The sequence below is a fragment of the Paraburkholderia sediminicola genome (assembly GCF_046027355.1).
Classification (GTDB): domain Bacteria; phylum Pseudomonadota; class Gammaproteobacteria; order Burkholderiales; family Burkholderiaceae; genus Paraburkholderia; species Paraburkholderia sediminicola_B.
The window spans coordinates 39,249-59,530 of record NZ_JAQQEK010000041.1 but is presented as its reverse complement, the minus strand read 5'-3'; the positions used below and the strand labels follow the sequence as shown (position 1 = coordinate 59,530).

The 20,282-nt window shown below is 63.7% G+C and carries 16 protein-coding genes; 4 read left to right on the top strand and 12 right to left on the bottom strand.

The annotated features are described in order from the left end of the window. Positions 1-78 precede the first annotated feature (78 nt). The 9 genes from PQR42_RS39730 to PQR42_RS39690 all read right to left on the bottom strand — a co-directional run bounded on the left by PQR42_RS39730 (position 79) and on the right by PQR42_RS39690 (position 12,111). On the bottom strand, positions 79-1,308 hold the full coding sequence (locus tag PQR42_RS39730) for a glycosyltransferase family 4 protein (protein WP_408206547.1): 1,230 nt from the start codon (positions 1,306-1,308) through the stop codon (positions 79-81). Beyond that, the gene (locus PQR42_RS39725) at positions 1,305-2,774 is read right to left on the bottom strand and encodes a glucose-6-phosphate isomerase (RefSeq protein WP_408391360.1); all 1,470 of its coding nucleotides are present in this window, start codon (positions 2,772-2,774) and stop codon (positions 1,305-1,307) included. Before PQR42_RS39725 ends, PQR42_RS39730 begins: the two co-directional genes overlap by 4 nt. A 3-nt stretch (positions 2,775-2,777) precedes the next feature. Further along, the gene (locus PQR42_RS39720) at positions 2,778-3,950 is read right to left on the bottom strand and encodes a glycosyltransferase (protein WP_408391357.1); all 1,173 of its coding nucleotides are present in this window, start codon (positions 3,948-3,950) and stop codon (positions 2,778-2,780) included. Between the two features lie 100 nt (positions 3,951-4,050). Further along, complete coding sequence (locus PQR42_RS39715) at positions 4,051-4,983, bottom strand: glycosyltransferase family 2 protein (protein WP_408391355.1); 933 nt, start codon at positions 4,981-4,983, stop codon at positions 4,051-4,053. Between the two features lie 61 nt (positions 4,984-5,044). After that, entirely contained in the window at positions 5,045-7,243 is a 2,199-nt protein-coding gene (locus PQR42_RS39710; RefSeq protein WP_408495247.1) for a polysaccharide biosynthesis tyrosine autokinase, read from the bottom strand. Between the two features lie 134 nt (positions 7,244-7,377). Next, positions 7,378-8,607 carry a polysaccharide biosynthesis/export family protein gene (locus PQR42_RS39705; RefSeq protein WP_408391382.1) on the bottom strand — a complete coding sequence of 410 codons (1,230 nt, stop codon included), beginning with the start codon at positions 8,605-8,607 and terminating at the stop codon, positions 7,378-7,380. After that, positions 8,601-9,056 carry an arsenate reductase/protein-tyrosine-phosphatase family protein gene (locus tag PQR42_RS39700; protein WP_408391353.1) on the bottom strand — a complete coding sequence of 152 codons (456 nt, stop codon included), beginning with the start codon at positions 9,054-9,056 and terminating at the stop codon, positions 8,601-8,603. The genes PQR42_RS39705 and PQR42_RS39700 overlap by 7 nt, the downstream gene beginning before the upstream one ends. Positions 9,057-9,099: 43 nt before the next feature. Next, on the bottom strand, positions 9,100-10,548 hold the full coding sequence (locus PQR42_RS39695) for a UDP-glucose dehydrogenase family protein (protein ID WP_408206537.1): 1,449 nt from the start codon (positions 10,546-10,548) through the stop codon (positions 9,100-9,102). Between the two features lie 165 nt (positions 10,549-10,713). After that, positions 10,714-12,111 carry an undecaprenyl-phosphate glucose phosphotransferase gene (locus PQR42_RS39690; protein WP_408391351.1) on the bottom strand — a complete coding sequence of 466 codons (1,398 nt, stop codon included), beginning with the start codon at positions 12,109-12,111 and terminating at the stop codon, positions 10,714-10,716. Between the two features lie 635 nt (positions 12,112-12,746). On the opposite strand from PQR42_RS39690, the gene PQR42_RS39685 reads away from it, so the two are divergent. Further along, positions 12,747-14,300 carry a mannose-1-phosphate guanylyltransferase/mannose-6-phosphate isomerase gene (locus tag PQR42_RS39685; protein ID WP_408391348.1) on the top strand — a complete coding sequence of 518 codons (1,554 nt, stop codon included), beginning with the start codon at positions 12,747-12,749 and terminating at the stop codon, positions 14,298-14,300. A 129-nt stretch (positions 14,301-14,429) separates the two neighbouring features. On the opposite strand, the gene PQR42_RS39680 is transcribed toward PQR42_RS39685, so the two are convergent. Together PQR42_RS39680 and PQR42_RS39675 are read right to left on the bottom strand one after the other, a co-directional pair. Beyond that, positions 14,430-15,623, bottom strand: coding sequence for a DUF6566 family protein (locus PQR42_RS39680; RefSeq protein ID WP_408391346.1), 1,194 nt, complete (start codon positions 15,621-15,623; stop codon positions 14,430-14,432). 591 nt (positions 15,624-16,214) lie between these two features. Beyond that, positions 16,215-16,511 (bottom strand): YciI-like protein, encoded by a 297-nt coding sequence (locus tag PQR42_RS39675; RefSeq protein WP_408206529.1) that lies wholly within the window; start codon positions 16,509-16,511, stop codon positions 16,215-16,217. A 447-nt stretch (positions 16,512-16,958) separates the two neighbouring features. Between PQR42_RS39675 and PQR42_RS39670 the strand changes: the two genes are divergently transcribed. From PQR42_RS39670 to PQR42_RS39660, 3 genes are all read left to right on the top strand, one after another. Then, complete coding sequence (locus PQR42_RS39670) at positions 16,959-17,258, top strand: PsiF family protein (protein WP_408206527.1); 300 nt, start codon at positions 16,959-16,961, stop codon at positions 17,256-17,258. Positions 17,259-17,480: 222 nt separating this feature from the next. Then, a complete protein-coding gene (locus PQR42_RS39665) occupies positions 17,481-17,930 on the top strand; it encodes a hypothetical protein (protein ID WP_408206525.1) in 450 nt (149 codons plus the stop codon). A gap of 401 nt (positions 17,931-18,331) precedes the next feature. Then, complete coding sequence (locus PQR42_RS39660; protein ID WP_408391344.1) at positions 18,332-18,919, top strand: BPSL1445 family SYLF domain-containing lipoprotein; 588 nt, start codon at positions 18,332-18,334, stop codon at positions 18,917-18,919. A 295-nt stretch (positions 18,920-19,214) separates the two neighbouring features. Here PQR42_RS39660 and PQR42_RS39655 read toward each other — a convergent pair whose 3' ends face one another. Continuing rightward, the gene (locus tag PQR42_RS39655) at positions 19,215-20,282 is read right to left on the bottom strand and encodes a glycosyltransferase family 4 protein (protein ID WP_408175437.1); all 1,068 of its coding nucleotides are present in this window, start codon (positions 20,280-20,282) and stop codon (positions 19,215-19,217) included.

The window sequence follows — 20,282 nt, the reverse complement described above, 5'->3', positions numbered from 1 at the left end:
GTTGTGACCCCTGTGCGTTTTGAGAGTTGTGATGGTTGAGCGATGAATGTTTCAGGCGAGTGAGTGAAACCCGCGACGTCATTCCGCGCTCTTCTGGCCGGCCAGCGTGTTCAGCGTCAACGCGTCGGTCTTGGCGACCGCTGCCGCTTCCGCCTCGCTGCGCCGGCGATTTTCCTGCTGCCCCGCCAACTGGCGATACAGCGCGATGTATTGCGCGGCCATGCGCGCCCAGCCGAAGCCGGTCGCGAGTTCGTTGGCGGCGACGCCCATCGCGCGGCGCTCGACGTGGTTGTCGGCGAGGCGCGCGACCGCGCGGGCCAGCGCCTTGGGATCGTCCGGATCGTCGAGCACGATGCCGCATTCCGGCGTGATGATCTCAGCGCCGCCGGCGGTCCGCGCCGTGACCACCGGCAAGCCCGCCGCCATCGCTTCGAGCAGCGACAGGCTCATCGCTTCATAGCGCGACGGAAACACGAAGGCGTCGACCGAATGCATCAGCACCGGCATCTCTTTCACGAGACCGAGAAAATGCACGCGATGCGCGATGCCGAGCGCCTTCGCCTGTTCCGGATACGGACTGCCCGGCAGGAAGCCCGCCACCGCGATCTGCACGTGCTCGGGCAGATACTTGAGCGCGGCGAGCACGGTGCCGAGGTTCTTGCGCGGCGTGCGCAGGTCGCCCACGAACAGCAGCAAAAACGCGTCCTTCGGCAAGCCGAATTTGTCGCGGTCGCCCGTAGCCGCGGCGAAGCCTTGCGTATCGACACCGTTGTAGATCACGTCGACACGGTTATCGGGCGTGAGGCCGATCGCGTGGATTTCGTCGGCGACCTTTTGCGACACCGCCGTGATCACCTTCGAGCGCCGGTAGGCCCAGCGTTCGAGCAGCGCATTGCAGCGCGTATAGACCGACTGATACGCGGACCACACGCCCTTGGTGAGCCCGAACGGATAGTACTTGCTGCCGAACCAGCCGCTATGCACGAAGTGCGAGGTGTTGACGTCGGCGGGCATCCACGTGATGAAGCCGTTCACGTGCAGCACGTCGTATTCGCGGCGATGCGCGCGCAGCCACATCGCGCTCTTGAACGCGAACACCTGCTGACGCAGCAGATTGGTCGGCCACCAGCGGCCGATTTTCATCGGCACCCAGCGGACGTTCGGATGCGCGAGCAGATCCGGCGCGACGTGCGAGGCGACCAGCGTGACGCCGATGTTCTCGTCGAGAGCCGCGCGCGCGATCTCGTGGTTGACGCGCCCCTGGCCGTCGTTATGGCGCACGACGTGCGTGACAATGGCGACTCTCAATCAGTGCCTCCGTGGAGAAATAGCGTGCGTCTGCGGTTTATCTTTTCGTAATGAACCGCGGAAAGGATCGAAAAAACACTCATGAAAAGCAGCAGTCCGCCCGTGCCGACCAGCGAATTGGTGAACACCAGCATCGCGAAGGTCGCGAGGCTCAGGCTCATGCAGGCGGACACGAATTTGTCGTTGCGCAGCTTGAACGACGCGAGCACCGCGCGCGTCACCAGCCAGATGATTCCGGACATGTAGAGCAGCGTGCCGGGCCAGCCGAGCACGAACGGAATGTTCATCACGCCGCTATCGAAGTTGCCGTACTGGCCGAGCTGGCCACCGTCGTTCGAGAGCTTGGTCGACGTGCCGGTGGCGCCCATGCCCTCGCCCGACACATCGGTAAAGGCGGTTTTGGCGAAGGTCGCATAGAACTCGTTACGCGCGGCGTAGCTCTGGTCGTCGTTCAGATTGACGATGGTGGTCAGACGCGCCTGCATCCGTTCGGCCACCGGGCCGACCGCCAGCAGCGGCACGCATAGCCCGGCCAGCAGCACCGCGCTGGCGACAATGCGCACCCGCACCTTGTTGTTCGATTTGACGAGCTGGATCAGGAGCGCGATGACCCAGCCGCCCCACGTCGAGCGCACGAGGCTCAGCGCGAACGCAAAAAAGCCCAGCGCCGCGGCGACCCAGCGCACCCGGTGCGTGGCCGCCATCACGAACACCATCGCGCCCATCATCGCGAACGCGAACGGTCCCGACGAGTTCATCGTGCTGAACACGCGCACGCCCATCGGCACCGGGTCGCCCTGCGAGTTCATCTGCGAGCCGAGCATCCACAGCGCGTCCCACTGCGGCATGATGAAGAACTGCACCAGACCGTAGCCGCCCATCACCAGCATGCCCCAGATGAACGTATTGACGATGGTGTCGCGGTACTGCGGATACTGGCGCGTGTTCGCCATGATGTGAAAGCCGATCAGGATCGGATACAGCCAGTTCGCGAGGTCGTAGGTGGCCGCCAGCGGCCCGCTCGACATCACGCCAACCAGGAACGCGTAGACGAGCCCGAGCAGGACCAGCAACACCGGCAGGCCGCGCCTTTGCGCCAGCAGTTTGTAGTAGCGCAGGAGCGACAGCGCGCTGATCATCGTCACCGCGAGCGGCGCGACCTGGATCAGGCTGGTCGGCGTGAACGAGCCCTTGGACCAGTCGGCCAGACGCCGCACTTCCGGGCTCAGGAACCACAGCCACCACATGTAGCCGATGTAGCGCGCCGGACTCTTGAAGTAGAGCCACAGGCCCGTCAGGATCGCGAGCACCGGAAACGCGAGCGTGAGCACGGTGCCCTGATGCGCGCCGATCAGCAGCGTCGTGACGAACCACAGCAAAGCCTCCGGCAGCCATTCCTTGCGGCCGCGGGACGGCGCCCGTCCGGTGCCGTTCGCGCTATCGGCGCTTCGCGCAATCGTCGACATCGTTCAGAGACCTCCGCGCGACTGGCGCGCCGGCCGCTCGGACTCGGACACGCCCGCCGTCGCCATGTCGGCCGCCGAGCGTGCGCGCGACGAGGCACGCGCACGCAGCATCTCCTGCGTGATCCGCACGTGCTGCATCGCGTAGTGCTGCGTGGTCAGATCGCGCGACAGCAGGCCGGCGGCGGCGGCCTGCGCCTGGCGCAGCGCGTCCAGCGGCGCGGCGGCGAGTTGGTCGACCGCTTCGCGCAAGGCCTGCGGATTGAACGGCGGGATGTAGGATGCCTCGCCCGCCGGAAAATAGTCCTGCAAGGCGCCGACATTGGTGACCACCATCGGCTTGCCGACCGCCGCCGCTTCGAGCATCACCGTGATGCCCGAGGCGTGCGAATTCGGCCGCAGAGGCACGACGATCACGTCGGCCCAGTCGTACAGTTCATGTTGCTTCTTGATGCCGGAAAACAGCGCGATCTCGACATTCGGCGCGCGCAGCGACGCGGGAATCCGGCGCCGTGTCGCGAGCTTCACCGTGTAACGCGCGTCGTTGCCGAACGCCTTGATGAGCGTCTCCCAATCGCGGTCGCGGTCGTTGCCGATCGCGGCGATGCGGATCGGCGTGTGCGGCGTCCATTCAGTCGGCGTCTTGACCGGAAAGTCGCGCGTGTTCAGGCCGTACAGCAGCGGTTTGGCGTCGCGATCGAAATAGCGCCGGCACAGCTCGGCGTTTTCGCTGGCGAGCGTGGTGAGCTGATCCGCGCGCGTCATCAGCTTGCGATACAGCCAGCTGCGCACAATGCCGTAGGAAGGCCATTTATCGAGCAGCCACACGCTTTGCGCGAGCAGCAAGGGCGAGGAGTCGGCGCCCGCCTTGCGGCCGCTCAGCAGCAGCATGAGGGCCGCGGAAAGCCATTCCTGTTCCGTGTGCGTCCAGATCACGTCCGAGCGCAGCATCTCGGCGCGGTTGCGCCACGTATGGATGAAATCGAACCCGAGCGCCGCCTTCAGCGCGCGGCGCAGCAGGCGCACCGGCTTGCCTTCGCGGGCGTCCTGCGAATAGGTGAGCTTGAACGCGTCGGATTCCGCGTGGTGATAGCCGTACAGACAACCAATGTCGTCGCCCTGTCGATAAAAGCGCGGGTCGGCGCCGTAAAACAGATGAACGTGAACTTTCGTACTCATGCAGACACTCCGCTCTGCCGGTGGAAAGGGGCATCGGCGGCCCTGACGCGGGCCGTGCGCCGATGCGCGAACGTGCGGGACGTGGTGCGAGCCAGGGCGATCACGCGGCGCGTGACAGCGCGCGACGCGCCTCGTGCGCGCCGCTGCGCACGGCGCGCCAGCGCGTGAGCTTCAGGCCCGCCTGCTTCGAGAGCAGCGCGAGCGCCGCGTGCGTGAGGCCCGGATAGACTCGCGTGCCGACCAGCGTCCACCACCACCACGCGGTTTCGCGATGCAGCGGCGGCAACTGGTCGCGCAGGATCAGATGGAAGTTGAAGGCGGCGTTGCGCAAGGCCGCCATGGTTTGCGCGTCGCGCCGGTCGTCGTCGAAACGCTCGGCGGGAAAGTGATCGACCGCCACGCGCGGGTCGTACATCAGCTTCCAGCCGGCGTTTCTCACGGCGAGGCTGAAGGCCATATCGTTGTGGACCTGCGCACCCGCGCCGCGCAGCCGCGCGTCGAAGCGGATCGTGCGCACCGCCTCGCGGCGGTAGCTCATGTTGGCGCCCTTCAGAATATCCACCTCGCGCGCGCCACCGACACCCAGATGATGATTGCCGATGATCTTGCCGTGCGCCGTGACCTTGCCCACCAGCGGGCGCTCGCCGTCCAGCACGCGGCCTTTCTCGTGCACCCAGTCGCGTCCGCCGAGCGCGCCGAGGCGCGCGTCGCTCGTGAACGCGGCTGCGATGCGTTCGACCCAGTCGACGTGCGGCGCGGCGTCGTCGTCGGTGATCGCGATCACGTCGCCGCGAGCCGCGTCCAATCCGCGATTCAGGGCCGCGACCTGGCCGGGCACGTCGACAATCGCCAGCGCGAGCGGTAACGCGCCCGCTACAGACGGATCGCGCAGGCACGCGTGGGTCGCTTCGTCGTCGGCGCGCGCCACCACCACCACTTCGTCAGGCAGCCGCGACTGCCGTTGCAGCGCCGCGAGGCAGCGCGCCAGATCGGCCGGGCGGCGGTAAGTCGGAACCAGTACCGTCACTTTCATCGTGATGTCCTTTTAAATCGTCGTTGCGCGAGCGTCGGAATGCATCCGCAAACCCGCCGGCTCAGGTGCTCAGGTATTCCTGAACCGCCGCGTAGCCACGGTCGTAGCCGCCGCGCGAGCGGGCCGGCATGCCGTTGAAAATGCCGCCCTGCACGTGCACGCCGGCCGCGCGCAGACGCTTCAACGCATCGTTGATCTCGCCTTCGCTGTGCACGCCCGAGCGCATCACGAAGAAGGTCGAACCGGCATACGCGCCGATGATCGACGCATCGGTCACGGCCAGCACCGGCGGCGTGTCGATCATGATCACGTCGTAGCGCTTGGCGAGGCCTTCGAGGTACTGCGGCAGACGCGGCGACATCAGCAGTTCCGACGGATTCGGCGGACGGCGGCCGCACGAGATGAAGCTCAGGCCGTCGACCTGCGAGCTGCGGATCGCTTCTTCCAGCGAGATCTGGCCGCTCAGCAATTCGGACAGGCCGTTATCCGGCGCACCGCCCAGATAGCGTTCGAGCACGCCGCGGCGCATGTCGCCGTCGATCATCAGCACGCGCTTGCCCGAATTCGCGAGCAGCACCGCCAGGTTGACCGTCAGGAAGCTCTTGCCGACGCCGGCCATCGGACCCGTCAGCATGACGATACGGTTCTTCGCGTCCAACAGCGTGAACTGCATGGAGGTGCGCAGGCTGCGCAGGCTTTCGACCGTGACGTCCTTTGGCCGCGCATTCGCCAGCACCGAGCGCAGACGCTCGCCGCCGCGCAGGAAGCTGGCTTCGAGCACGCCCTGCTCCGCGCTCAACGGCACGAGGCCGAACACCGGCAGATGGAACGCGCGCTCGATGTGGTCCGGGTCGTCGATGCCCTTGAACATATTGCGGCGCAGGAACACGAAGCCGGTGCCCGCGATCAGCCCGAGAATCACCGCCGCCGACAGAATCAGCGCCTTCTTCGGCTTGACTGGCACGCCCGGACGCAGCGCGGCGTCGACGATATGCACGTTGCCGCCGGTGCCGGCCTTCTGCACCGACAATTCCTGCACGCGGTTGAGCAGCAGCACGTAGATGTCTTCCGCCACCTTCGCGTCGCGCTGCAACTGCACGGCCTTCACTTCGGTGGCCGGCAGATCGCGGAAGCGGTCGGCGTATTTGGTGCGCTGTGCCTGCAATTCGGCCATCTGCTCACGCGCGGCCACGAGCATCGGATGGTCGTCGCCGTAACGCTCGGTGAGCTGCGCCATCTGCAGACGCAAGCCGGCGATCTGCTGCTCGTACTGCACGCTGCCTTCGAGGTACACCTTGGCCTCGTCGCTCGCGTTGATCGAGCCGGACTGGCGCTGATACGCGGTCAGGGCGGCTTCGGCGCGTTCGAGATCGGACTTCAGGCGCGGCTCCTCGCTCTTCAGGAAGTCGAGCATCTTGCTCGCGTCGGCCTGCTTGTTCAGCACGTGCTGGCGCACATACGATTGCGCGAGCGCGTTGGCGACCAGCGCGGCATGCTCGGGGCTCTTGTCTTCCAGCGAGATCTGGATCACGCCGGTCTGCTTGCCCTGCTCCTGCACCGTGATGGCCGACTGGAACGAGGAGATCGCGTCGAGGTCGTTGGCGCGCATCACCGTGAATTCCTCGCCCGGCCGCGCGACCAGTTTATTGACCATGATGGTCACGCCGCCGCCCTGCTCCTGCTGGCCGACGAGGCCGCGCAGCAGCAGCGAACCGTTCTGCGCATACAGGCTGTAGTGCTGGTCGTCGATCACCTTCATGGTGAGCTTCTGACCTTCCAGCGCGGGGATCACGTCGATCGAATCGACGTCGGCCTCTTCACCGCCCCATGCGTACGACGCCAGACCCAGCCACGGACGCGCCGGTTGACCCGGCGTGGCCATGCGCGCGGCGATGCTGCCCAGCAGCGGTAGCGTCTTCGGCGTGACGCTGAAGTTCAGCTTCAGTTGCTGCACGACCGGGCCGACCACGCCGCGGCTCTTGATGATTTCGATCTCGGCGTCGGTCGGCAGCGAGGTCGAGCCGGTGGTGATCGCCGCGCCGGTCTGCGTCTGCGTGAGGGCCTGCGACGTGTTGTCCGATTGCTCGACCCGCACATGCGCATCGGCCGAATAGATCGGCTTGGCGAGAAAACAATAGGCGCCGGCGATCCCTACGATCACGGCGGCGATGGCGATGAGCCACCAGATGTCGTCGAGGATCACCTGCACCAGTTGTCCGAGGACGACGTCCTCTTCTTCGGTCTTGATCGGACCGGCCATGTGTGGAGAGATTTGGTTGCTCACAATTCGCTTCCCGTATCGGTTACAGCGGTATTTGCTTCGGTCCCGCGCCGCGTCCATCACGGACGGCGCGGCGCGGGGCCTGACGACGGCTCAGACTGCGGTTACGACGATCAACGCGTCAGCTGTTTCAGGTAGAACAACGTCTGCACACTCGGCAACACCTGCTGCAACACACGGTTGAAAGTGGTCGACGCGGCGGTGCCCACGTACACGACATCCAGCGGCTGCAACTGGAACTGCGAGGACAGCATGATGGCGTCCGGCTGCGTCATGTCGAGGCGGTACACGTCCGGCGTGGTCGGGTGATCCTTCATGCCGCGCATCACGAAGATCTGGCGCGGATTGGCGTCGGTGTCGAGAATGCCGCCGCCTTGCGTCAGCGCGTCGGCGATCGTCATGCGACCCTTGATGATCGGCAGCTGGATCGGCGTCTTCACTTCACCCATCACGAAGACGCGGCTGTCGGTGCGGTCCGGCACGTTGATCACGTCGCCGTTCTGCAGCATCACGTTCTGCGTGGTGTCGCCGCGATCGAGCATGCGGTCGGCGTCGAGCACATAGAGTTTGTTGTTGCGCGTGAGACGCACGCGCTGAATGTCGGCGTCCGCGTTCGTGCCGCCCGAGCGCGTGATCGCGTCGACCAGCGTGAGCGGCACGTCGCTCATCGCGAGCGGGCCCGGCGTCTTCACTTCGCCGGTCACCTGCACCTTCTGGCCGCGGTACGACAGCACGCGCACGTCGACCTGCGGATTGCGGATATAGCGCACGAGGCCGGTGCTCAACTGATCGCGCACCTCGCCGACGGTTTTGCCGGCGGCCCGGATACGACCGACGAACGGGAAAAAGATCGTGCCGTCGGCGGCGATGGTCTGGCCGTACGGATCGGCTTGCCCCGGCAGCGCGGCCGTGTACGGCTGCTGCAAGGCGCCGCCGATCGACTGCGTGGTGTTACCGCCCGCCGACAGCGTGCTGCCCTGCGGCGTGGTCAATTCAGGGTGGTCCCACACGGTGATGCCGAGAATGTCCTGCGGCGCGAGGCGGTACACGTACTGCGACGGGTCGCTCAGGTTCGAGGGCGGCAGCACCTGGGTCTTCGCGGCGGCGGCTTGCGCCTGCGCGGTCACGACGGCGGCATCGATCACATGGACCGGATAGGTTTCGGCGGGCTGGCTGTCGTGCTGGCCGTCGTCTTTCAGACGGGACGTATCGAGGTAGTTGCCCGGTGCGGTGGCGCAGGCCGACAGAAAGGACGTCAGCAAAAGCGTGGCGGCGAGGTTCGACTTGAAACTCGTCGACTTGCAGTTCGCGATTGAGTTTGCAGCGAGTTTTTTCATCAGCATATTTTCTTCAGCCATCCCATGACCAGATGTTCGATGAGCACGAGACTCTCCCTATAAGCGGTTTCCGCACCGCCGTGCGGATCGGCGACGTCGGAATCCGCTTCCCACTTGCCGAGCGGATAGACCTTGCCGCGTGAGGCCGGATCGAGCGCTTCGACGTCGCTCACCTGCGCGCGCTCGGTGACCAGCACCAGATCGGCGTTGCGCACGAGCTGCCGGTCAAGACGCCGCGAGTAGTGGATGCCCGAGGCAACGCCCTGCTCGGCGAGCAGGCGTTGCATGACCGGGTCCATGGCGTGGCCGTTCACGGCCCGGATGCCCGCCGAATGAAACGCGATCGGCGCCGCCTGCGAACGCGACGCCGCGCGTTGCCGGGCCTTGAACAGCATTTCGGCGGCGGGCGAACGGCAGACGTTGGCGTGGCAAACGATCAGAACGTTGGCGAACATGGCGGGCTCCGTGATAACGGCTTGTCGATGCGTGAGCAGCGGATCAGCGGCCGGCTTCGGCTGCGTCCGCCGTTTCCGCCTGCGGGTGCGGCAAGCCGTTCGTGCCGACCTTCGCGGGCGCGATGCGCAGCGCGTGCTGACGGCCGATCGCGTGATACTCGATACCGAGTTCGAGCAGCGCGTCCGGTTCGTACAGGTTGCGGCCGTCGAAAATCAGAGGCGTCTTCAGGATCCGTTTGAGCGAGTCGAAGTCCGGGCTCTTGAACACCTTCCACTCGGTGAGGATCACCAGCGCGTCGGCGCCTTCGGCGGCGTCCATCTCTTCCTTCACGAACTCGAGGCGCGCGTGTTGTTGCGGCACGTCCTTCAGGTCCAGCGCGAACACTCGCCTCGATTCGTCGATCGCGACCGGGTCGTACGCCTTCACGCGCGCGCCGCGGCGCAGCAGTTCGGCGATCAGCGGACGGCTCGGCGCTTCGCGCATGTCATCGGTATTCGGCTTGAACGCGAGGCCCCACACGCCGAAGGTGCGGTCCGACAGGTCTTCGCCCAGACGCGAGACGATCTTGTGCGCGAGCACTTTCTTCTGCGTGTCGTTGACCGCTTCGACCGCTTCGAGAATGCGCAGGTTCGCCTTGTGATCGGCGGCTGTGCGGATCAGCGCCTGCACGTCCTTCGGAAAGCATGAGCCGCCGTAGCCGCAACCGGCATACAGGAAGTCGTAACCGATACGCGGATCGGAGCCGATGCCGCGACGCACGGCCTCGATATCCGCGCCGACACGGTCGGCCAGATTCGCGAGTTCGTTCATGTACGAAATGCGCGTGGCGAGCATGGCGTTAGCCGCGTATTTGGTGAATTCGGCCGAGCGCACGTCCATGTACAGCGTGCGTTCGCGATTGCGGTTGAACGGCGCGTACAGGCGCTTCATCAGGTCGCGCGCTTTCTCGCCCGGCACGTCCTCGTCGCAACCGAGCACGATGCGATCGGGCCGCGTGAAGTCTTCCACTGCCGCGCCTTCCTTGAGGAACTCGGGATTCGACACCACCGAGAACATGTGCGCCGCGTTGCGTTCGGCTAGCTCGGCGGCGATCACCTCGCGCACGCGCGAGGCCGTGCCGACCGGCACCGTCGATTTGTCGACGATCACCTTGAAGCCCGTCATATGGCGGCCGATGTTGCGCGCGGCGGCGAGCACGTATTGCAGGTCGGCGGAGCCGTCTTCGTCGGACGGCGTGCCGACCGCGATGAACTGGATATCGCCGTGCGCGACGGCGGCTTCGACGTCGGTCGAGAACTTCAGGCGGCCGGCCTTGCGATTGCGCGCGATGATCTCCTGCAGACCCGGTTCATGGATCGGCACGCCGCCGTTGTTGAGCACGTCGATCTTGCGCTGATCGACGTCGAGACAGAACACATCGTGGCCGATGTCGGCCAGACATGCGCCCGTCACGAGGCCTACGTAGCCACTACCGATGATCGTCAGGTTCATGTATTACACCTCGCAAATGGAGTTCAACAAAATAAGTCGCTTAACGCGTGAACGAAGCCCGCAGGAAAACGCCGGGCCGCCCCAAGTTTTCCGCCCCGCAGGAAGTCCCCTTGGGGGATTGCTCCCCCCTCGGGGGGGCTGGCGCGCAGCGACAGGTGGGGGCCGTCAATAAGCGTTGCTGCCCACGAAACCCTTCCACAGTGTCAGCACGACGATCTTGATGTCGAGCCAGAAGGTCCAGTGCTGCATGTAGTACAGATCGAGCTTGACGCGGCCCATCATCTTTTCGATGCGGTCGGTTTCGCCGCGATAGCCGTTGATCTGCGCCCACCCGGTGATGCCCGGTTTGATCCGGTAGCGATGCATGTAGCCCTTCACCAGATCCTTGTAGATGTCGTCGTGTTCGAGCGCATGCGGACGCGGGCCGACCACCGACATCTCGCCGCGCAGCACGTTGATGAACTGCGGCAGTTCGTCGAGGCTGGTGCGCCGCAGGAACGCGCCGACCGCGGTGATGCGCGGATCGCGGCGTGTGGCCTGGGTGATCTTGCCGTGCTCTTCCTTGTGCATCTTCATCGAGCGGAACTTGTAGATCTCGAACTGATTGCCGTCGATCCCCTTGCGCTTCTGCCGGAAGAACACGGGGCCCGGCGAGTTGATCTTCACCGCGGCGGCGATCACCAGCATCACCGGCGCGAGCGCGGTCAACGCGGCCAGCGCGAACAGACGGTCGAACACGCGCTTGGGCAGCACGCGCAGATCGGTGATCGGCGAGGCGGCCAGGTTGATCGCCGGCACGCCGAGCAGATCGACCATCGGCTGATTGAACAGCGTGAGGCTGCGCACGTCCGGAATGAAGCGGATGTTCACGAAGTCGTTGCGCAGGTCCATCACGAAGCGGTGGATGGCTTTCTCCTTCGAGATCGGCAGCGCCAGCCACAGCTCGCGGATCGCGCGCTGGCGCACGAGATGCAGCATGCGCTGATAGTCGCGTTCGACCGGCACGCCCTCGATCGCCTCGCCGGCGTCCGGGTCTTCGTAGTGGTTGATCGTGCTGTCTTCATCGAACACCACGACCGGCGAAAAGCCCGCGTCCGGACGGCTGCGCATCTGCTGGATCAGAAAGCGCCCATACGGCGCGCCGCCGACGATCGCCACCGCGCGCTGATTGAAGCCTTCGCGGCGCAGTCCGCGCAGAATCGAATAGACGATCACCTTGGTGACGATCAGCAGCACGATCGTGGCCACGGCCCAATAGACGAGCCACAGCCGCGACAGGCTGTCCGAGCGGTGCAGGCTGAAGCTGATCAGCACGCCGGTGACTTCCACCAGCAGCCAGCCGCCCGCCACGCGGCACAGCAGGTCGTACAGCGGCTTGCCGCGCCACGAGTGATAGATCCCGAGCGCGGGGAAAAACACCACCACCAGCAGGCAGTCGAACGCGAGCGAGACGCTTTGCATATCGTCCAGCCACACGACTTTCCCGCTGTGCACGGCCGTCGCGATGGCGGCGCCGAGCGCGACCATGGCGATGTCGATGATTCTCGATAGAACGCTCAGCATGCGCTGCCCCTCAGTTCGTCAGTCAAGTGCCATCCGTTGGTTGGTTGAAATTCAATCCGGCGACGGGACGCACAACGCCGGAAACCGCGTCATGCAAATCCATGCGCGACGCGTAACTGTGTGAACCGATGCTAATTGCCCTTCTGTTTCCCGCTCGAAAAAACTGCCTGAACAGCCGAATTGGGAAACCTGTGTCGGAATGAGTGAATACCCTTGTACAGGTATAGATAAAGCGATATTAAAATTCCCACTGCAAGACCGTAAAATATCTCAAATTGTATCGGTCAATGTTTCGGCATTTTTTCTGAATTTTGTTCGGCAATTGTTACCGGATTTGGTGTTTGACAGGCGTCCTGCAAGCGTTGATGTAAGCCGATCTCGTACTTTCAGAGCGTTTTCCTACGAAGCTTACGCGTCGCCCTCCGCCATCATTCTGAGGCATGGACGGCGGTAAAAAAATGGCCCGTGATTTTTTTCGCGTAATTTTTCTTTTTAAAAAATTATCCGGACATTTTTTCTTCACGAAATGGAGAAATTTATTAGGCGTTTTATATAGTTTCTATTTAACGCGCTTTTATTGATTCCTGAGTTCGTGATAAAACTCGACGCATTCACCCAGCCTCGAGGAGTCCATCATGACAGCTCCGGTCACGGCCACGCCCGCCGACACCCGGTCCACGCAAGTCAAGTCCCTGAACGTCAAGCTCAAGGTTCATCCCGTGATTCTGGCGGGCGGCTCCGGCACGCGGTTGTGGCCGATGTCGCGCGAACAGCATCCGAAACAGTTGATCGGCCTGCTCGGCGACGATTCGCTGCTGCAATCCACCACGCGCCGTCTCGAGGGACTCGAGGCCGGCTATCCGCTCACCGAGCAACTCGTCGTGGTGGCTAATGAAGAACAGCGCTTCACCACCGCCGAGCAATTACGCACGAGCGGCAAGCCGACCCGGCTGATTCTCGAACCCGCCGGCCGCGACACGGCGCCGGCACTCACGGTGGCCGCCCTCTCGGTCGCCGCGCAGGACGAAGACGGCATCATGGTCGTGATGCCCGCCGATCATGCGGTCACCGACATCGATGGCTTTCACGCGGCCGTGGCCGCCGGCGTGCAGCATGCGGCGGTCGGTCATATCGTCACGATGGGTATCGTGCCGACGCGCGCGGAAACGGGCTACGGCTACATTCGTATTGGCGCGGCGCTTGGCACGACTAACGACACGCAAGACGCGGCCGCGGAAATGACCGGCAAAGTCGGTGCGCACAAGCTCGATCGCTTCGTCGAGAAGCCGCATCTGGAGCTGGCGCAGCGTTATATCGAATCGAAGGAGTACTGGTGGAATAGCGGCATCTTCATCATGCGCGCATCGACCTGGCTGAAGGCGATCCGCCATTTCCAGCCGGCCATTTACGAAGCCTGCGATGCGGCCTTCGCGGGCGGCAAGGCGGACGGCGACTTCTTCCGTCTGCAACGCGACGCGTTCAGCGCCTCGCCGTCGAATTCGATCGACTACGCGGTGATGGAGCAGCTCGGCAACGATCAAAGCGCGGCCTCGGGCGTGGTCGTGCCGCTGCAGGCGGGCTGGTCCGACGTGGGTTCGTGGGACGCGATCTGGGACATCTCGGATAAGGACGCCGATCAGAACGTGGGCCGTGGGCGCGTGATGTTCGAAGGCGCGGCCTCGACGTTCGCGCATTCGGAAGGACGCCTGATTGCCTGCGTGGGCACCCAGGACCTCGTGGTGGTGGAAACGGCCGACGCCATTCTGGTCGCCGACAAGTCGCGCGTGCAGGACGTCAAGAAGATCGTGGGCCGGATTCGCAACGACGGCGGGCTGGAGGCGGCCAACCATCGCAAGGTGCATCGTCCGTGGGGCAACTACGATTCCGTCGACACCGGCGAGCGCTTCCAGGTCAAACGGATCGTGGTAAAACCGGGTGCGCGGCTCTCGCTGCAAATGCATCATCACCGCGCCGAACATTGGATCGTCGTGCGCGGCACGGCGCTCGTCACGCGCGGTGAAGAGCGCTTTATCGTCTCCGAAAACGAATCGGCCTATATTCCGCTGGGTGTCACCCACCGTCTCGAGAACCCGGGCAAGATGCCGCTCGAAATGATCGAGGTCCAGTCCGGTTCGTATCTCGGCGAAGACGATATCGTCCGTTTCGACGACACCTACGGACGTCAGTAACGCGCGTCGATGAGGGGCGTCGATCAACGGCGTCCTTCTGATAACACCAGTGAATCAGGGCGAATGTCACAACGAATGAAGCGGGAACCTGCGGCGGTTGCTCCTACCGGCCGCGGGGAACTTCTGTGCTCATCCCGCGTGGGAGATGAGTTCTGTGTACGACGGATAACGATCGGATGCACTGTTCTCGGTCGCCGCGGTGGCAGCGGCCGGTTCGCCGGGATAACGGCGCAACGGACCACGGAACGCGTTGAGCGGTCCATGCAACGGCGCGCCGTGATTGGCCGCGACTGGCTCGGGCACATGGCGCAAGGCAGGCAACGGACGAGCCGCCGTGGACGCAGGGTTCGCTGAGACATGAGCCGGCGCTTGAGCGGATGCCTGTGCCGCAGCCGCGGATTGTGCCGCTGCCGCCAACGTGAGGCATTCGCGCTCGATCCACTGATTTGCCCAGTCGAGCGCGTATTGCTCCGCCGCCTCGGCTTGCGCAAAGCGCGGGCCGACGAGGCCGGAACGCTCGACGCGTTTGCCGTCCTTCATGATTTCCGCCCACGCGCGATACATGGCGTTCGGCACCTGCTCAGCCGCGACGTAAATCACATAGCCACGCCGGTCGACGATTTCCGTGCCGCGTGGCGCGAGGCTCATCGACAGCGGGTTGCGCCGATCGTCGGGCGCAGGCGTGCCGCGCGCCGACGCGATGGCCGAATTCAAACCATGCATGGCCGCGCCTACCGCGCGCGCTTCGTCCGGACGCGGCAAGCCGGCCCGCACGACATGCCGTGCGGGCGCTGCAGCGGGTGCCGCTGGCGCACGAGACACCGGCGGCACGTTCGCGGCGCCGGACAACTGACGCGTGATGTCCGCGATCGGATCGGCCGAACGCCAACTGCTCAGGCTGTTCGACATGCCACCCGGCGCTTGCCACGACTCGGGGCTTCTCCAGGACACGCCACGCAGATGCTCGTCGCGCACGCTGGGGGGTTCCGCTACCGGTGCCGCGGGTTTGGCCGCGACGGGCGGCGCCGGTTGGGGGACGTACGCAAAGGTGCGCCCGGTTTGCGACAACAGCCGAACCATCTCCAGCAGCGTGCCGTTCAACTGCCATTCTTCAAAACGGCGCCGGCAAGTCGGACCCGACGGATAACGCCCTGGCAGTTTCGACCAGGGTTCACCGGTTGTCAGAATCCACAGGACGGCATTCGCCACGATGCGTGGTTCGGCGCGGGGCCGGCCGCGTCGGTTTAGACGGACGGCCGGCTCATCTGAAACAAGCGCTGCCAGCAGCGCCCATTCGTCATTGCTTAGCTCATCGAAAAACATTGGGTTTTCTCCACGCAGCCTGGCCGGGCCGCGGCTTTGGACTGCCACGGATTCAACTTTCACGACCCGTGTGCAGGCCTCGGTTGCACAAATATGTTTTGTACGTTCTGTTGGCTGGTCAATACCGCCCCGACTTAGTGCGGTTTGTCCCTATTGCGAAGCACAAAACGTGGTCTCACTCGTGCATGGGAGAATTTGTGCACGAAGCATACCATCCCCAGGGTTTCCGTGAATATCAATGAGACAAGTGTTACGGATGGAAACAAACTTGTCCTTTTTGCTGCGTCTTTCTCGCAATGCCGTCACAAAAGTCCCGGCGCTTTCGGCAGCGAAATGATGCTATTGCATCGCACAACAAGCAGGTATCACGTCGAATAACTTTTATGAATCCGTCGCCTGTCCGGTACGGGATTTCCATGCATTTTGGCTCGGCTTTCGCGGATCGACTGAAGCGCGGGAAGCAGCGCTGAACACGCTATGTGCAGTGCATCAATGCCGAGGAGATCGCGCGGCCTGAACGGCGCGGGAGCATGAAGTCAGCGACGGGTTTCGCCGCTCGACACTCCACTGATACAACTGATAGACCAGGTTTCAGCGCACTGGTTTCGCCGCGCCCTCGCCCACCACTGTCGTCCATTCCCGCACGCGCCAGCGTGTCACGAGACCGGCAAGTACATACGGATCGGCCTTGGCAAAGGCTTCGGCGGCAGCGGCGGAGTCGCCTTGAAAGAGCAGCATGGCGGTGTCCGTGGGCTCGGCCAGCGCGCCGGCCAGCAACAGCTCGCCGCGCTCCGTGGCGGCCCAGGCGAGCTTCAGATGCTCATCGCGATACGCGGCGCGCCGCTCGAGGTAATCGGACACGAGGTCGTACATCAACAGATAGTGCATGGCGAGCCTCTTTGGCCAGTGTGAGCGCAGACCAGCGACGCAACGGGCGACATGCATCCTGGTCAATATTACCCATATGTTGGGTGGTGGAATTTCCTGCCGAATTACAATTCAATTGCATGTGCAGCAATGCGCAAAGCATGTTTGAATTTTTGATCGGTCTTATCGAATGGCATCGTGCTAATTCGTTTGAATGCGCTTCATGCATTTAATCTGGAATGCATAACATCATTCCCCACTCTCGCCATTCGCCATTGCATACTCCAATCCGCCGTCAGTCCCCGTCACGTAAGGGAAAACCAGCGTGAGCGTCTGTCAACCGGAATGTGGTTTTGGCCGTTCTGGCAGACAGCATTTGCCATAATGGACGTGCCGAGGGTCCTGGATATCGTTGACGCCCGCGCGCATGAACGACCAAAAACGTTTTCACCACCGATGGAGTGTCACATGAAAATCCAATCCGCTATCGCTACGCTGGTGCTGGGCGCTGTCCTCGTTTCTTCGCCGGTGTTCGCGCAGAACAGCCAGCAAACGAAAATGGCCGACTGTAACAAGCAGGCCGGCGACAAGAAGGGCGACGACCGCAAGGCGTTCATGAAGACCTGCCTGTCCGCCAAGCCGGCCGCCGCTGCGCCGATGAGCCAGCAGGACAAGATGAAGGCGTGCAACGCGCAAGCCACCGGCAAGAAGGGTGATGACCGCAAGGCGTTCATGAAGACCTGCCTGTCGTCCGCACCGGCTAACTAAACACAACGAATCGGCGCCGCGCGACATGCGCGGCGCCTGAGCGCGCTCCGCTCGAACACATCGGCGCTGTCTTCCGGCGCTCGCCCCGCCCTTCGCAGTGCATCTGCCCGAACCCGCCATTTTTCTTCTATGATGGCTGCGGAGACGGCCCACCCCCCTATACAACATTAGACGGGCCGCCATCTTGTCGTTGGTGCTGCAGAGCATCCATCGGAGGCAAGGATGGTATCGAAGCATAAAAACCGCTGGTTGAGGCGGTGGCTGGTCGTCATCATATTTTGGGCGGTGCCCGTGGCGATCGTGGCGGTGAGCGAGATCCGGGAGGAAATGGCGTACAACGCCGTCGACCTCGACCGTGCGCTGACCACCTGGAATTTCACTGACGCGCAGCGCGCCGCCGGCGCCGCTGCGCGCTGTCACGGCAAGCCCGACGAAGCGCAAGCCGCGGGCTGTCCGGCGGATGTGCTGGCCGCCAACGCGCCGCGTCAGCAGGACGCCCGCAATGAATACAGCGTGCGCCGCTCCACCTTGATGGCTTATCTCTGGCACGCATTCGTCGGCTACTGGATCGTGCCGGCCGTGACGCTGTTTCTGCTCGGCGTGCTGATCGGCATGGTGCGCCGCGCGCTGCGGCGCCCGCCGGCGGTCAAGAGTCCGGCGAACCACGGCTGAGCGCGCGTCCGGATCAAAAGGCCGATTGCGGGCCGCTATGCCGGCCGATCTGCTGCGTCGAGGCAACACTTTCAATTTGATTTCAATGTCGATTCGCGCGGCGCAAAATCGGTAAAAACGAATGGTCGCTACCGTCGCGGCTTTGCTCTGATCGGCTCCGGCGAAACCCGGCGCGATTCACCGGGAGCCCATTCGAACGCGCGCTGCGCGGAGCTTCCAGGCGCGCTGCAGCGCCGGTCAAAGTTACCGCACGACATCTTACGATTAGCCCGAAACCCCCGCCGCACAAGGCTTTTCGCCTGATGAGGAAGCGCGCCTTTTGGGCTTGCGTGTGATATAACTCAAAGGCAACCTGGCAAGTCAGATGAGGTTGCGCCCCGGAACCATGACGGAGAAAAACGATGCAAAGACGAAACTTCATGTTGAAGACTACCGCTGCGCTCGCTTTCGGAGGCCTTGCACTGGCTGGTTGCACGACCAATAAAGGCAACCCCGATACACCCGCCACCGATTCAGCCAAACGCCAGTCGATCGACGCTAGCGTCGAGGGCACCATGTCGCGCCTCTTCACGACCGTCAAGGGTTCGCGCGAACTGGTCTCGAAGGCGCGTGGCGTTCTCGTGTTCCCGTCGGTGCTGCAGGCGGGCTTCGTCGTCGGCGGACAGTATGGCGAAGGCTCGCTGCGCGTAGGCGGCGGCACAGTCGGTTACTACAGCACGATTTCGGGTTCGTTCGGCCTGCAGGCGGGTGCTCAGTCGAAGGCGATCATCTTCCTGTTCATGACGCAGGACGCCCTGGACAAATTCCGCAATGCCGACGGCTGGTCGGTAGGCGGTGACGCGTCCGTCGCGCTGGTGAAGATGGGCGCCAACGGCGCGATCGACAGCAACACGGCGACGGCTCCGGTCGAAGTGTTCATCCTGACCAATGCCGGCCTGATGGCCGATATATCGCTGCAGGGCACCAAGGTCACGCGCCTGAAGATCTAGGCACGCCGTCTGGTTGCCGGTCTGCGGGGTGTGCGTCTGATCCGCCGGGTTCCGTGAGCAGCGGTGCCGGGTCAGACGCAATCCTGCGCAGCCTGCCTTTGCAACGTGAGCAACGCGGCGTGCGCCGCGCCGGTGAGCTTTTGCCGGCCGTAGTCGCAATCGCAGCCCATCGCTACCCCCCCTTGCCTGATGCGAAAGCCGCAATCGTGTCGAGCCGTGCGCCAATGAAAACGGCGATGCGTACCTCGCATCGCCGCTCTTTTTTCACCTGCCGCATGAGCCGAATCTCTTCAGCTCAGCTTCCCGACGTATCGATCACCTTGAAGCGCGAACGCTTTTGCGCGCGAATCACCAACTGATACGCATCCACATACTGTTGCGCCATGCGGTGCGAGGTGAAGCGCTCCTCGAAGCGCTGCCGCACGCCCGCGCGCGGCATCTTGTGCAGGCGATTGACCGCCGCCACCGCGCCGATTTCGTCTTCGACGATAAAACCCGTCACGCCGTCTTCCAGCACTTCCGGCACCGAGCCGCGGTTGAACGCGATCACCGGCGTGCCGCATGCCATTGCTTCGATCATCACGAGGCCGAACGGCTCCGGCCAGTCGATCGGGAACAGCAGCGCGTGCGCGCCGGACAGGAATTCGGCCTTCTGGTTATCCGCGATCTCGCCGATGAACTCGACATAAGGCAAATCCAGTAACGGCCGGATGTCGCGCTCGAAATACTCGCGATCGGCGGCATCCACTTTCGCGGCGATGCGAATCGGCATGCCGCAGCGGCCCGCAATCCGGATCGCGGTGTCGACGCGCTTTTCCGGCGAGATCCGGCCGAGAAACGCGAGGTACTTCTGCTCGACCGGCTGCGGCGTGTAGAGCTGTTCCGGCAAGCCGTGATAGACGGTGGTCAGCCACTTGGCCTGCGGCAGCGGATGCCGCTGCGAATTCGAAATCGAGATCACCGGCGCGGTGTTGAACGTGTCGAACACCGGCTGTTGCTCGGGCAAGTCCAGGCGGCCGTGCATCGTCGTGACGAACGGCGTGTCCTGGCGCTTGAAGACCGAGAACGAGTAATAGTCGAGGTGAAAATGCAGGACGTCGAAGTTCTCGGCCTGACGGCGCACCAGTTCCATCAGCAGCATATGGGGCGCCACGCGGTCGCGAATGCCCGGATCGAGACGCAGCGCGCGCGGCCAGACGGCTTCGAGCTTCGCGCTGGTGACGGAGTCGCCGCTCGCGAACAGCGTCACGTCATGGCCGAGATCGACCAGCGCCTCGGTGATGTACGACACGACGCGCTCCGTGCCGCCATACAGCTTCGGCGGCACGGATTCGGTCAAGGGGGCGATCTGCGCAATCTTCAT

What these genes read in the sequence shown, in the direction of transcription:
- PQR42_RS39725 (WP_408391360.1), bottom strand. Translation starts at nt 2,774, where the DNA reads ATGTCGACGATTGCGCGAAGCGCCGATAGCGCGAACGGCACCGGACGG.
- PQR42_RS39720 (WP_408391357.1), bottom strand. Translation starts at nt 3,950, where the DNA reads ATGAGTACGAAAGTTCACGTTCATCTGTTTTACGGCGCCGACCCGCGC.
- PQR42_RS39715 (WP_408391355.1), bottom strand. Translation starts at nt 4,983, where the DNA reads ATGAAAGTGACGGTACTGGTTCCGACTTACCGCCGCCCGGCCGATCTG.
- PQR42_RS39710 (WP_408495247.1), bottom strand. Translation starts at nt 7,243, where the DNA reads ATGGCCGGTCCGATCAAGACCGAAGAAGAGGACGTCGTCCTCGGACAA.
- PQR42_RS39705 (WP_408391382.1), bottom strand. Translation starts at nt 8,607, where the DNA reads ATGCTGATGAAAAAACTCGCTGCAAACTCAATCGCGAACTGCAAGTCG.
- PQR42_RS39700 (WP_408391353.1), bottom strand. Translation starts at nt 9,056, where the DNA reads ATGTTCGCCAACGTTCTGATCGTTTGCCACGCCAACGTCTGCCGTTCG.
- PQR42_RS39695 (WP_408206537.1), bottom strand. Translation starts at nt 10,548, where the DNA reads ATGAACCTGACGATCATCGGTAGTGGCTACGTAGGCCTCGTGACGGGC.
- PQR42_RS39690 (WP_408391351.1), bottom strand. Translation starts at nt 12,111, where the DNA reads ATGCTGAGCGTTCTATCGAGAATCATCGACATCGCCATGGTCGCGCTC.
- PQR42_RS39685 (WP_408391348.1), top strand. Translation starts at nt 12,747, where the DNA reads ATGACAGCTCCGGTCACGGCCACGCCCGCCGACACCCGGTCCACGCAA.
- PQR42_RS39680 (WP_408391346.1), bottom strand. Translation starts at nt 15,623, where the DNA reads ATGTTTTTCGATGAGCTAAGCAATGACGAATGGGCGCTGCTGGCAGCG.
- PQR42_RS39675 (WP_408206529.1), bottom strand. Translation starts at nt 16,511, where the DNA reads ATGCACTATCTGTTGATGTACGACCTCGTGTCCGATTACCTCGAGCGG.
- PQR42_RS39670 (WP_408206527.1), top strand. Translation starts at nt 16,959, where the DNA reads ATGAAAATCCAATCCGCTATCGCTACGCTGGTGCTGGGCGCTGTCCTC.
- PQR42_RS39665 (WP_408206525.1), top strand. Translation starts at nt 17,481, where the DNA reads ATGGTATCGAAGCATAAAAACCGCTGGTTGAGGCGGTGGCTGGTCGTC.
- PQR42_RS39660 (WP_408391344.1), top strand. Translation starts at nt 18,332, where the DNA reads ATGCAAAGACGAAACTTCATGTTGAAGACTACCGCTGCGCTCGCTTTC.
- PQR42_RS39655 (WP_408175437.1), bottom strand. Translation starts at nt 20,282, where the DNA reads ATGAAGATTGCGCAGATCGCCCCCTTGACCGAATCCGTGCCGCCGAAG.